General features: G+C 62.7%; 14 protein-coding genes and 1 tRNA gene. 8 read left to right on the top strand and 7 right to left on the bottom strand.

Annotation, left to right across the window (positions count from 1 at the left end; translation table 11 throughout):
* The first annotated feature begins 78 nt into the window (after window positions 1-78).
* Both F3Y30_RS01625 and F3Y30_RS01620 read left to right on the top strand, forming a co-directional pair.
* Entirely contained in the window at window positions 79-1,491 is a 1,413-nt protein-coding gene (locus tag F3Y30_RS01625) for a lipopolysaccharide biosynthesis protein (protein ID WP_203424848.1), read from the top strand.
* A gap of 4 nt (window positions 1,492-1,495) precedes the next feature.
* Window positions 1,496-2,761, top strand: a complete 1,266-nt coding sequence (locus F3Y30_RS01620) for a GNAT family N-acetyltransferase (protein WP_203424847.1) — start codon at window positions 1,496-1,498, stop codon at window positions 2,759-2,761.
* A gap of 9 nt (window positions 2,762-2,770) precedes the next feature.
* Here the strand turns inward: F3Y30_RS01620 and F3Y30_RS01615 are convergent, their stop codons facing one another.
* The 4 genes from F3Y30_RS01615 to F3Y30_RS01600 all read right to left on the bottom strand — a co-directional run bounded on the left by F3Y30_RS01615 (window position 2,771) and on the right by F3Y30_RS01600 (window position 5,622).
* Window positions 2,771-4,420 (bottom strand): AMP-binding protein, encoded by a 1,650-nt coding sequence (locus F3Y30_RS01615; RefSeq protein ID WP_203424846.1) that lies wholly within the window; start codon window positions 4,418-4,420, stop codon window positions 2,771-2,773.
* A 67-nt stretch (window positions 4,421-4,487) separates the two neighbouring features.
* The gene (locus F3Y30_RS01610) at window positions 4,488-4,751 is read right to left on the bottom strand and encodes a BON domain-containing protein (protein WP_203424845.1); all 264 of its coding nucleotides are present in this window, start codon (window positions 4,749-4,751) and stop codon (window positions 4,488-4,490) included.
* Between the two features lie 219 nt (window positions 4,752-4,970).
* A complete protein-coding gene (locus F3Y30_RS01605) occupies window positions 4,971-5,231 on the bottom strand; it encodes a hypothetical protein (protein WP_203424844.1) in 261 nt (86 codons plus the stop codon).
* 306 nt (window positions 5,232-5,537) lie between these two features.
* Window positions 5,538-5,622: transfer RNA gene (locus F3Y30_RS01600), tRNA-Leu, on the bottom strand.
* Window positions 5,623-5,779: 157 nt separating this feature from the next.
* Here F3Y30_RS01600 and F3Y30_RS01595 point away from each other — a divergent pair.
* Together F3Y30_RS01595 and F3Y30_RS01590 are read left to right on the top strand one after the other, a co-directional pair.
* Window positions 5,780-6,367: a YqaA family protein gene (locus F3Y30_RS01595; RefSeq protein ID WP_203424843.1), complete on the top strand. Its 588-nt coding sequence runs from the start codon at window positions 5,780-5,782 to the stop codon at window positions 6,365-6,367.
* Between the two features lie 20 nt (window positions 6,368-6,387).
* Window positions 6,388-6,900: a disulfide bond formation protein B gene (locus F3Y30_RS01590; protein ID WP_203424842.1), complete on the top strand. Its 513-nt coding sequence runs from the start codon at window positions 6,388-6,390 to the stop codon at window positions 6,898-6,900.
* Between the two features lie 109 nt (window positions 6,901-7,009).
* Here F3Y30_RS01590 and F3Y30_RS01585 read toward each other — a convergent pair whose 3' ends face one another.
* Both F3Y30_RS01585 and F3Y30_RS01580 read right to left on the bottom strand, forming a co-directional pair.
* Complete coding sequence (locus tag F3Y30_RS01585) at window positions 7,010-7,567, bottom strand: HNH endonuclease (protein ID WP_203424841.1); 558 nt, start codon at window positions 7,565-7,567, stop codon at window positions 7,010-7,012.
* A 115-nt stretch (window positions 7,568-7,682) separates the two neighbouring features.
* Window positions 7,683-8,333 carry a DNA-3-methyladenine glycosylase gene (locus tag F3Y30_RS01580; RefSeq protein WP_203426445.1) on the bottom strand — a complete coding sequence of 217 codons (651 nt, stop codon included), beginning with the start codon at window positions 8,331-8,333 and terminating at the stop codon, window positions 7,683-7,685.
* Window positions 8,334-8,415: 82 nt separating this feature from the next.
* Here F3Y30_RS01580 and gluQRS point away from each other — a divergent pair, with 82 nt between their 5' ends.
* Entirely contained in the window at window positions 8,416-9,309 is an 894-nt protein-coding gene (gene gluQRS, locus F3Y30_RS01575; protein WP_203424840.1) for a tRNA glutamyl-Q(34) synthetase GluQRS, read from the top strand.
* Here gluQRS and F3Y30_RS01570 read toward each other — a convergent pair.
* Window positions 9,268-10,209 carry a YihY/virulence factor BrkB family protein gene (locus F3Y30_RS01570; RefSeq protein WP_203424839.1) on the bottom strand — a complete coding sequence of 314 codons (942 nt, stop codon included), beginning with the start codon at window positions 10,207-10,209 and terminating at the stop codon, window positions 9,268-9,270. The two genes, gluQRS and F3Y30_RS01570, sit on opposite strands and share 42 nt — an antisense overlap.
* 101 nt (window positions 10,210-10,310) lie before the next feature.
* On the opposite strand from F3Y30_RS01570, the gene F3Y30_RS01565 reads away from it, so the two are divergent.
* From F3Y30_RS01565 to F3Y30_RS01555, 3 genes are all read left to right on the top strand, one after another.
* Entirely contained in the window at window positions 10,311-11,159 is an 849-nt protein-coding gene (locus tag F3Y30_RS01565; protein WP_203424838.1) for an SDR family oxidoreductase, read from the top strand.
* Window positions 11,160-11,269: 110 nt separating this feature from the next.
* Window positions 11,270-11,473, top strand: coding sequence for a twin transmembrane helix small protein (locus F3Y30_RS01560; protein ID WP_203424837.1), 204 nt, complete (start codon window positions 11,270-11,272; stop codon window positions 11,471-11,473).
* 14 nt (window positions 11,474-11,487) lie between these two features.
* Window positions 11,488-12,066: a cob(I)yrinic acid a,c-diamide adenosyltransferase gene (locus F3Y30_RS01555; RefSeq protein WP_203424836.1), complete on the top strand. Its 579-nt coding sequence runs from the start codon at window positions 11,488-11,490 to the stop codon at window positions 12,064-12,066.
* The last annotated feature ends 20 nt before the right edge of the window (window positions 12,067-12,086 follow it).

The raw sequence follows: 12,086 nt of genomic DNA, 5'->3' as shown, positions 1-12,086 counted from the left end.
GGGTTGGCACACGCTTTGTTAACCGTGATCTGACAAGAGTGTCGTCCAGTTCTGCGTAGCGTACGGGTTCCTGTGTTCATGGCGGTCATTCAGTCGGCGGAGAGGCTTCTGCCCCCCGGACTTCGCGGGAAGTTGGCGCCGCTGATCCGGACGCTCGCCATCATTTTGACCGGCGACGATCCCCACAATCTGGCCCAGCGTATGGCTCTGATCGCATTCGCCATACGCGTCGTCAGCGCCGTGATCGCCTTTGTCTCGCAGATTGTGCTTGCGCGCATGATGGGCGAGTTCGAATACGGCATATTCGTTTTCGTCTGGGTCCTCGTCGTCCTTTTCGGTAACCTGTCGTGCCTCGGGTTCCACTCGACGGTCGTCCGGTTCTTGCCGCAATACAATGCACGCGATGCGCGTGAAGAGATCCGCGGCCTGACCTCGACTGCGCGCGTCTTCGCCATGGTGTCATCCGGAACGCTGGCTGCGATCAGCCTTGCCGGCCTCTGGGCGTTCGGCTCGCATCTCGAGAGCTACTACATCATCCCGCTCTATCTCGGCATCTTCTGCCTGCCGATGATCGCTCTCGGCGATGTGCTCGAGGGGACGGCCCGTGCCCACAGCTGGGCAGTCGTGGCCCTCAGCCCCACCTACATCACCCGTCCGCTGCTCATCCTGATCTTCATGGTGGGAGCCGTGTTGTGCGGGGCGCCCGCCACTGCCCGCACAGCGATGGCCGCGGGGCTGGCGGCAACCTATCTCACGTCGGTCGTGCAGTTCTTCAACATCGTCTGGCGCCTGAAACGCCGCTACCTCCCGGGTCCGCGACGGATCGAATTCCCGACCTGGTTCAAGGTGGCGATCCCGATTTTCCTCATCGAGGGTTTCGGCTTTCTGCTGACGAATTCCGACGTCGTGGTCGTCGGGATGTTTCTGGATCCCGAAAGCGTCGCGATCTATTTCGCCGCCGCAAAGACCATGGCGCTCGTCCATTTCGTGTTGTTCTCCGTGAAGGCGGCGGCCGCCCCGCGCTTCTCGGCACTTTTTGCCGACGGCGACCGCTCGGCGCTTGCTTCCTTCGCCGGCGAGACGGCCCGCTGGAGCTTCTGGCCATCACTCGCCGTCGGGCTTGCCGTGTTGCTCGCTGGAGAATTCCTGCTGGCGCTCTTCGGATCGGCGTTCACCGCGGGATACAGCCTGATGGTCATCCTCTATGCGGGGATCATCGCAAAGGCCGCCGTGGGGCCGGGGGAAGTGCTTCTGACGATGGCAGGAGAACAGCGGCTTTGCGTAGTGGTCTATGCCGCGGCACTTGCCGCCAATGTCGCCCTCAATGTGACGCTCATCCCACTCTTCGGCCTGACCGGCGCGGCTCTCGCTACAATGGGTGCGATGATGGTGGAAGCACTGCTTCTGCACATCACCGTCCGCCGCAAGATTGGAATTGTCCTCTTCGCCTTTGCCAATCCCTTGGCGAGGATGGAAAACAGGCAGGTTTGACGCCATGATCGACCCGGTACACTTTCAGGACAACCTGGCGGCCCCACAGACCCAGCCTTCCCGCATGCAGCGTGTCGAGCGGCCGGAAGCGGAGAGGGAGGTCGCGATCGGCCGCCCCGGCCGAACGCTGTCGGTCTATCCGGGGATTGCGGGCTACGATCTCCAGCAGGAGCTCGATTTCCTGGCGAATCGCGCGCTCGAGCCGAACGTCTTCTTCACGGGCCGTTTTCTTGCACCCGCCATGCCGCGGCTCGAGGACAGGATCATACGGCTGTCGGTCATCCGTGACGAGGATTCAAGGCGAAGCCGCATACGCTATCTGATGCCGTTCTCGGTCGACAAACCCGGCTTTGCGGTCGGCGGAAGCATCATTCGTGCCTGGGCCCACCCTTTCGGACCGCTCGGAACGCCATTGATCGACGCCGAGGAAGCCTCGGAAACGATGGACAATCTTCTGGAGGCCCTTGGTCGTCCGGATCTCGCCTTGCCCGGTGTCCTCGTCCTTCCGGACCTGAGGCTGAACGGGCCTTTCGCGCGCCTGATGCGCGCGGTCGCGATCGGGCGGAATCTTCCGGTGGCGGTCGCCGAGCCCTACGAGCGTCCCATGCTTGAAAGCTTTGCGGATGGCGCGACCTATGTGCGAAACGCCATCTCGCCCAACCATTTTCGCGAGCTGCACCGGCAGTGGCGAAAACTCGATCAGGCGGGCCAGTTATCCTACAGCGTTGCCCGCCAGCCGCAGGATATCCGCCTGCGCATGGAGGAGTTCCTGCTGCTCGAAGCAAGCGGCTGGAAGGGCCGCGCGCGCACCGCAATGATAACGGACCGCTACCGCGCCGCCTTCGCGCGCGAAGCGATCTCCAATCTCGCCGAGACCGACGGCGTGCGCATCCACACGCTCGACCTCGACGGGCGGGCGATCGCTTCGATGATCGTCTTCATGACCGGCGGCGAGGCCTACACCTGGAAGACGGCCTATGACGAGGCCTATGCGATGTATTCGCCAGGAAAGCTTCTCGTCGCCGAACTGACCGAATGGCATCTGGATGATGCCAATATCGTGCGGTCGGATTCCTGTGCCATTCCTACCCATCCGATCATGAGCCGGTTCTGGCAGGAGCGCGAGGCAATGGGAACGCTTGTCATCGGTCTTGCGCAGAACAAGGACCGGGACGTCCGCCAGGTGGCGACCCAACTGCATCTCTACCGCAACACGCGCAAGATGGCGCGGCTCCTGCGTGAGAAGATCCGCGCGCTCGCCAAGCGCTGAGGCGAGGGATCAGGCGGCGCCCGTCGCGCGCGCCTCCTCGGCGGCCCGTGACCGCAGCAGGTGCCTGATGACCTTTCCGGACGTCGTGAGAGGCAACGAATCCACGAATTCGATCTCGCGCGGGTACTCGTGCATCGACAGCCGGGTCTTCACCCATTCGCGGATTTCGTCGGCCAGGGCGACGCCCGCCGCGATACCTGTCTCGAGAACCACATAGGCCTTGACGATTTCCGTGCGCAGGCTGTCCGGCTTGCCGACGACGGCCGCCAGTTGCACCGCAGGGTGCCCTGCGAGACAGTCCTCGATCTCGCTCGGGCCTATCCGGTATCCGGAGGAGGTGATGACATCGTCGTCGCGGCCGAAGAACGTGACGTATCCCTCGGCATCCATGCTTCCGAGATCGCCGGTCGTCATCCAGTCACCGACGAACTTGGCGGCCGTCGCGTCGGGCTTGTTCCAGTAGCCGAGGAACATGACAGGGTCTGGCCGGCGGACCGCGACCTGGCCAACAGTCCCGGCCGGCAGGACCACCCCGTTGGCATCGATGATCGCGACCTCATGGCCCGGAACGGCCTTACCGATGGGGCCGGGCCGGGAGACGCCGAGTTTGCCGATCGAACCGATCACGATGTTGCATTCGGTCTGGCCGTAGAACTCGTTGATGGTGATATCAAGGGTATCGCGGACCCATTGCCAGGTCTCGCTTCCGAGCGATTCGCCGGCAGACCCGATCGTGCGCAGCCTGATGTCGTATTTCTCGAGTGGGTTCTCGACTGATTTCATCAGCCTGAGGGCGGTAGGTGGAATGAAGGCATTGCGCACCTTCATCTCCGCCATGATCCGGAAGGCCATGTGCGGATCGAATTTTTGGCCCGGCGACGATACCACCGGCACACCCAGCAGAAGCGACGGGAGCAGGACGTTCAGAAGGCCTCCGGCCCAGGCCCAGTCTGCCGGGGTCCATATGCGGTCGCCGGGCTGTGGCAGGAACTCATGGTGCATCTGGAAGCCTGGGACGTGGCCGAGCAGGACACGATGGCCGTGAAGCGCACCTTTCGGCGGTCCTGTCGTCCCTGATGTATAGATCATCATCGCAGGGTCGTCCGGGCCGCTGTCCACCGCGTCGAAGACCGACGGATAACTCTCCGCAAGCGCGTGGAACGAGACGGCTGTTGCTGGAGGCTCGCCGTCGGCAACGACGACGAGCTCAAGATCGTGCAGCTCCGCAGGGATGCTGCCCAGACGTTCGAGGCCGAAGCGATTGGTAATGATTGCCGACGCGCCCGAGTCCTTCAGCCGGAACTCCAGCGCTTCGGCACCGAAGAGCAATGCGAGCGGAAGGGCGATCGCACCGAGCTTGTAGATTGCGAGATGGGCGATGACGGTCTCGAAACCCTGTGGCAGCAAGATCGCGACGCGATCGCCCGGCCGTACACCGTGCGCAACAAGCCCATGCGCGACGGACGAGGAGCGGGCGGAAAGCGTGCCGTAGGTGAGGGACTTGTGATTGCCGTCCGGGCTGAAATGCTGAAGGCAGACGCGATCAGGTTCACGCGCTGCCCAATCGTCGGCAATTGCCCGCCCAATGTTGAATTTTTCCGGAATCTGCCAGACGAACTCGCGATAAAGTTCGTCATAGGTCGGCTTTTCGGCAAGCATGTTCGGTGCAGCTCCGTTTCGCTGCACTGCACCTAACACTTTCCGGGTCGCCCCGGCAATCGTCGCCCTAGATGCTCGAAAGCCGGTTTTCTACCGATTCGACGCCTTTTGTGGCGCCTGCCACCGCTACGGCGCGCTGTGCCTCCTCTTCGGAGGCCACATTGCCGGTGAGGATCACCCGGGTGCCCCTGCAGGTCACCGTAATGTCCGATGCATCGACATCACCTGCGGCGGCCAAGTTTTCGGCCACGGCGGATTCGAGCCACGCCGGATGAGGCCCGTCGAAATGCTCGGGTTTCTCCCCGTGAAAGGTCCCCGTCTTGAAAACCATCGCCTTCTCCTTCCTCGAATCGATGGTCTGGAACGCCCGGCGCGCCTAAAGGTTCAACAGGCCGGCAGGAACAGGCTCAGGACGAGCTTGGGGAGACAGCCGCAGGGGCGCAGGCTTTCTGAGCCCCTGCCGTGGTGATGCCTTCCTCAGCGCTGATGTACGCCCTCGCATGCAACCCGCTGTCCGGGACCAGCACGACACTCCGCGCATTCGAACCTTTCAAGGGCGCGCATTCATCCGTGAAGCGCTTCTCTCCGCGCCGGAATCGGGGACTGGCGGAGGCTCCTGCCGTGAGAGCCGGGTCGTTTCGATATCAAGGGACGCCGACTTGAAGCGCCGGATGAGCATCAAGGCTGCCTTGCGGTGGGGTCCTTGCCCGGCATCCATGTTCGACGTGATGTAGCCTGCACGCTGCAGGATCTCGCGCACCATCCGCAGGTCCTGTGGACCAATGGACTGTCGATAGATCTTGGAAGACATGCGGGTCCTCCTCCTCCTGAAATCGGCACTCTTGTCTACGCATGGCGCCGTTGATTTGTTTGTGAAGGCGGAGATCATGCGCCCCAATCGAGGCCAAACAATAGCGGGAGGAAGGAAAAGGCATGTCGGGCGCGAGCGCTGCCTCGATCACCCCTTGGCCATGGAAATCGGACCGGAAGCAATGAGCGCGGGTGGCACGGTTCACCGAGGATGGCGGGGCGAGATGAGCGAGCCTGCCGGCGACCAGGCCATCCGATCGCTCGCGGAGCCCCAAAAACGGAGTATTGATGGGTGAAATGAAAGCTTTGGTGCCCCATGCCGGAATCGAACCAGCACTCCTTTCGGAACTCGATTTTGAGTCGAGCGCGTCTACCAGTTCCGCCAATGGGGCACGGCACCTGCGACAAGCAGTCATCGCCGTTTACACGATGCGTTTTGGACCGGTCAACAGCAAATGCGTTCCCAAACCCATGATCACAATCGCGTGCGCCAATTTACATATCGGCGTCACCTGCTAGATATCGCGACCTGTCAACTGGAACACCCGTATGCTGCGACGCCTCTATGACTGGACGATGTCCCTTGCAGCGAGGAAATCCGCCGAGGTCTGGCTCGCCGTCATCGCCTTCGTTGAGAGTTCGGTCTTCCTCGTTCCCGCCGACGTCCTGTTTCTTCCGCTCGCGCTCGCGCGCCCGGAGAGGGCGTGGCGTTGCGCGCTGATCGCTTCGATCGCCTCCGTCCTCGGGGGTGTCGCCGGATGGTATCTCGGCCACTACGCCTTCGAGACGATCGCCAAACCCGTTCTCACCTTCTACGGAAAGTACGAGGCGCTGGAGGAGCTGAGAGCCTCCGTCGGGTACCAGACACTGGTCCTTATGCTGGTCACCTCGGGACTTGCCCATCTTCCGCCGATCAAGGTCGTCACGATCCTTTCCGGTGCCGCCAACATCAATCTCGGGGTGTTCATTGTGGCGTCCGCCATCGCGAGGAGCGCGCGCTTCTACTTCCTGGCATGGTTGCTGCGCCGACATGGCGAGTCCATACGGCATTTCATAGAAAAGCGGCTCGCTCTGATTACCGGAGTCGGGGCGGCGCTGCTCATCCTGGTCTATATCGCTTATCGCTTCATCCGCTGACCCACATGGAACGCACCGTCATGAACTCGTCCGTCACACCGAAAAATCGCCTGCTGCCCTCCCTGTTGCTTGCCCTCGGCATGGCGGGAACGGTGGGCGGCGCCCTCGGCTTCCAGCACATCGGCGGTTACATTCCCTGTGCGCTCTGCCTCCTGCAGCGCGATCCCTACTATTACGGCATTCCCGTTGCCGTGCTCGCGGCAGCGTCCGCATTCTTCGGCGGTCCTGCCTGGCTCACCCGCAGCCTGCTCGTGATCGTGGGCGTGATGATGCTGGTCGGTGCCGGGCTTGGCGTCTACCACTCGGGCGTCGAGTGGCACTTCTGGGAAGGGCCGGCGACGTGCTCGACGTCTGCGCCAGGCATCGCGCGCGATGCAGGCTCGCTCCTTTCCGAGCTCAGCACGACGAAGCCACCGTCATGTTCCGATGCGTCTTTCCGTTTCCTCGGACTGTCGTTTGCGGGATGGAACGTGATCGCGAGCCTGATCCTTGCGGCAATAGCTTTCGGCGGTGCACGCGGGAAACGCGCGTAGGTCCACGCGCTCTTTTGGTGCGGATCTGAAGGGACATGGCTCCTCCCGGGTGCCTCCGTCAGATCGGATCGCACCTGCGAGAGGGGCTTGCGCCAATGCCGCAGAGCCCTCAGGGCTGCAGTTCGACATCCCAGTAGAGATAGTCCATCCAGCTCTCATGCAGATAGTTGGGTGGAAACAGACGCCCGTTGTTGTGCAGATCCTGAACCGTCGGCTGGTAGGGCTTCTGATGCGGGAACATGCCCGCCTGCTTCGGCAGCTTGCTGCCCTTCCTGAGATTGCAGGGCGAGCAGGCGGCCACCACGTTACACCATGTCGTTTCGCCCCCGTGGGCACGCGGAATGACATGGTCGAAGGTGAGGTCGTCCGGCGAACTGCAATACTGGCATTCGAACTTGTCGCGCAGGAACACGTTGAACCGTGTGAAGGCGGGGTGGCGCGAAGGCTGCACGTAGTTCTTGAGGCACACGACGCTCGGCAGGCGCATCGTGAAGCTCGGGGATGACACCGAATGCTCGTACTCGGCTATGATGTTTACGCGGTCTAGGAATACGGCCTTGATCGCGTCCTGCCAGGACCACAACGACAAGGGGTAGTAACTCAGTGGCCTGTAGTCAGCATTCAGAACCAGAGCTGGCAGGGCCTGTGGTGAAACAGAAATCGTCAAGTGATTCTCCTGATCGATTCGGCATCTGCATCTCTATATTAGGCCTGATGTTACAGCATTGTGAAGCCTGAAAGAAAAAGCAAAACAGAACTTTCGCCACTCCGTGCGCCGCGTGCTATTCCGGCATCACTGGCGCTGCCTCGCTTCGCATCGCACGGGAATAATAGGCCCAAAAAAGCCGTGCCGAAACACCCCGCCACGGCGACCACGTTGCCGCGATCTGATCGAGTTCCGCGGCGGAGGGACGCACGACCAGCCCGAAGGCATGTGCGACCGCATTTTGCAGCGCAACATCCCCTGCCGGGAAGACGTCCGGATGACCGGCGCAGAAGAGAAGATAGACCTCCGCGGTCCATCGGCCGACGCCCTTGATCTGGGTCAGCAGGCGGATCGCGGCTTCCGCCTCCATGTGGCAGACGGCGTCGAGATCCAGCGCGTTGCCGTCGATCGCCTCGGCTACCCGGCGCAGCGTCTCGGCCTTCGAGCGCGACAGTCCGGCGCCCCGCAGGTCGGCATCGCTGAGGTTGAGGACGTGGTGGGGCGTGATCTCCACCGCTGCGGCCTCGAGCCTCCCCCAGATGGCGTTGGCGCTCGCCCGGGAAACCATTTGCGAGACGATGATCCCGGCGATCCCGCGATAGCCGGGATCGAGCCTGCGCAGCGGCACGGGCCCCGCCTTGTCGATCACGGAAAAAAGGCGGCGGTCGAGCAGCGCCAGGTCCACGAGACCGGCTGCGACATCTTCCTTCGTCCTTATCATGTGCATCTGCATGACATTCACCAAAGCGGACTATCGCGCCATCACGACGATAGTGACGCCAATGCCGAATTCATGCCAAGAGAAAACCATGGATCTGTCTTTGTCAAAACGCGTGTTCCGCTTCGCCCCCAGTCCAAACGGAGCGCTGCATCTCGGTCACGCATTTTCCGCCATCCTGAACCACGACCTGGCGCAAGCGTGCGGCGGACGATTCCTCCTGCGTATCGAGGATGTCGATACCACCCGTTCCCGGCCGGAATTCGAGGAAGCCATCTATCGGGACCTGGCCTGGCTGGGGCTTTCCTGGGAGACGCCGGTCCGCCGCCAGTCGGAGCACCTTGCCGGCTATGCCGAGGCCCTCGAACGCCTGATCGCCAGGGGGCTCGTCTATCCCGCCTTCCTCAGCCGCGGCGAGGTGAAGTCGATTGCGAAGACCCATTCGCTCGACGGCGGAAACTGGCCGTGTGATCCGGACGGCGCGCTTCTCTATCCGGAGCAGGAAAGGGAGCTCGACCCCGCCGTTGCTCGCCGGTGGATCGCCGAGGGACGCAAGCATGCATGGCGACTGAACATGAGCCGAGCGACGCAGGAGGCGGGGCCGCTGCTCTCCTGGGAGGAGGAAGGCAAAGGGCCGGAGGGCCAGACAGGCAAGATCGCAGCTGATCCTGGGCAGTGGGGGGACGTCGTCCTCTCCCGTTCCGACGCGCCGGGCAGCTATCATCTGGCTGTCACGCTCGACGACTGGGCCCAGGGCGTGACGGACGTGGTGCGGGGTCAGGATCTCTTCCACGCGACGTCGGTCCATCGGCTGCTGCAGGTTCTGCTCGGGCTTCCCGCGCCTCGCTATCGCCACCACGGGCTGGTGCTCGGTCCTGACGGGCGCAAGCTTTCCAAGAGCAACGGCGACACGGGACTGGCCTCCTCCCGCGAAAGAGGCTTCTCACCGGCGGATGTTCGCGCGCTCCTTGCGGGTGTCGGATAGTTCGTCTCCCTTGTCGCCCAGTACCTTCTGCTCCCTTGGTTCGCGGAACCGGTCACGGATAATGTGCTTGACCCGGTACTTGAGGATGGCGGCGTTGATTTCCGCTCCCAGAATGAAGATCACGCCGACGATGTAGAGGAAGACCAGCGCGACCATGATAGAGGCAAGGCCCGCATAGGTCGTCACATACGTGGCGAAGGCAGCGAGATATCGGGCGAAGGCGTAGGCGCCGATGCTCCAGGCAAGCAGCGTGAGAATGATGCCGGGAAGGACATCCATAATTCGACGATGTCCCGCCGGCATCCACAGATGCGCGATGAGCAACCCGACGAACAGGACGATAATCGTGCCCATGATGCCCCAGTTCTGCACGACCGAGTAGATATAGGTCAGCCAGGGGAGCCAGGTGCCACTTTCCTTCACGGCAATGGGGACCGCAACGAGCGCGATGCTGATGACGACGAGCGCCAGCACGCCGACGACGACGAAGCCGAGGCTCGCGAGGCGCGTCATGTACCAGTAGCGCGTTTCGGCCACGCGATAGGCGCGGTTGAGAGAGACGCGCAACGCCTCGACGCCGTTGGAGGCGAAGTAGGCCGCCGCAAGCACCGAGAGAGTGAGAAGGCCGCCGCGCGGGATCGTCAGCACGGCGACGACCTCCCGCGAGATCGGCTCCGCGATCGAGGGGGGCCATGTGTCGAAGATCAGGTGGACGGCGGTGTCGGCGAACTGGTCGGCCCCGAGAAAGGAGGCCAGGGCCGTTCCGAAGATCAGGAAGGGGAACAGCGCGAGTAGCGTGGAGAGCGCCACGTGGCTTGCCATGGCCCAACCGTCATCCTCCGAAAAATGCCAGATCGCATCGAAGACGACCCTGTAGAGAATGCGGAGGGAGGTGGGCATGCGCCATCCATTTCATGCCGTTGCCTTGCGATGCAGTCGGCGCCTGATTGTAACCTTCGGGTGAATATGGGAAACGAAAGCAGATTTGTACAGGAACCGAAATGACATCAGCCCTTTCGCAAGGCCTTCCGAGCATCATCGTCACCGGTTGCTCTTCTGGAATTGGTGCCCATTGCGCCCGTGCGCTGACGAAGGATGGATGGCGCGTCTTTGCGACCGTCCGCCGCGTCGAGGATGCGACGGGGCTCGAGGCCGAGGGCATCGAAACGTTCCTGATGGACTACACGCAGCCCGAGACGATCGCTGCGCTGGTCGACCATGTCCTGTCCCTTACGAACGGACGGCTCGATGCGTTGTTCAACAACGGCGCCTATGGCCAGGCGGGTGCGGTCGAGGACCTGCCGGCCGACGCGCTGCGCCAGCAGCTCGAGACCAATGTCATCGGCTGGCACGATCTGACGCGCCGGGTGATCCCCGCGATGCGCGCCCAGGGACACGGGCGTATCGTGCAATGCTCCTCGATCCTCGGCATCGTGCCCTATCGCTGGCGGGGTGCCTACAACGCGTCGAAATTCGCGCTGGAGGGCCTGTCGCTGACCTTGCGGATGGAGCTGGCGGGGAGCGGCATCCATGTCAGCCTGATCGAGCCGGGGCCGATCGAATCCCGTTTTACCGCCAATGCGCTCACGCACATCAGGAAAAACATCGACCTCGAGCACTCGGTCCATGCCGAGGAGTATCGACGCCAGTTGAAGCGCCTTACGGGCGAAAGCGGACCGTCGAAGGGCAAGCTCGGCCCGGAAGCCGTGTACGACGTCCTGAAGAAGGCGCTGACGGCACCCGCGCCGAAAGCGCATTATGTCGTCACGACCCCGGCGAAGCAGGGGGTTCTCCTGAAGAGGTTCCTGCCATCTGATCTTTTCTACCGGATAATCGGCCGTTTCGGCTGAGCGCGGCCGTCGGTCGCAGCCCGTGCCGCAGGAAAAACTGTGCGCGGGTCGGCGAAGGCGCTATTTCGGGTGTATAATTTTGATGAACAGCAAGAATAGGCTCGCCGAAAATGTCCTCGTTTCTGACCTTTCTCACACTCCTCGTCATGGGGCTCGTCGCGATCGTGCTCATTCGCGGTCTGGTCAACATGGCGCGCGGCGGCAGCGGCAACACCTCGAACAAGCTCATGCAGATGCGGGTGCTCTTGCAGGCCGTCGCCATCGTCCTCATCATGCTCACCCTCTGGGTCACCGGCGGCGGGCGTCCGTCCTGAGCTGAAGGAAGCGCATGGTCAAGCTGAACAAGATCTACACCCGCACGGGGGACGATGGCACGACGGGTCTCGTCTCCGGTCCGCGCCGGCTGAAGCACGACCTTCGCGTCGAGGCTTATGGCGAAATCGACGAAACCAACAGCGTCATCGGCCTCGCGCGCCAGCACCTGTCCGCCTGGCCGGCGATCGACGCCATGCTCATGCGCATACAGAACGATCTCTTCGATCTCGGTGCCGATCTTGCGGCACCGGATACCGGAGAGCCGCTGGAATACGAGCCGCTTCGCATCGTCCAGGCGCAGGTTGACCGGCTGGAGGCTGAAATCGACCTCTTGAATGCCGACCTGCAGCCCCTGAGGTCCTTCGTGCTGCCGGGAGGCAGCGCTGCCGCGGCGACGCTGCATATCGCCCGGACGGTCGCGAGGCGTGCCGAAAGGCGCATGGTCGAGCTCCAGAGCAGCGAAGGAGAGGTCGTATCGAAGGAGGCGGTCGCCTATATCAATCGGCTCTCGGATTTCCTCTTCGTCGCCGCCCGCTGGACGAACGACCAGGGCCGGTCCGACGTCCTCTGGGTCCCTGGCAAGAACAGGTAGATTGCCGCCAACGGCCGTTC

Source organism: Sinorhizobium sp. BG8 (genome assembly GCF_016864555.1).
In the GTDB taxonomy this organism is placed as follows: Bacteria; Pseudomonadota; Alphaproteobacteria; order Rhizobiales; family Rhizobiaceae; genus BG8.
The sequence above is the reverse complement of the archived record's forward strand: the minus strand, read 5'-3'. Positions and strand labels throughout refer to the sequence as shown.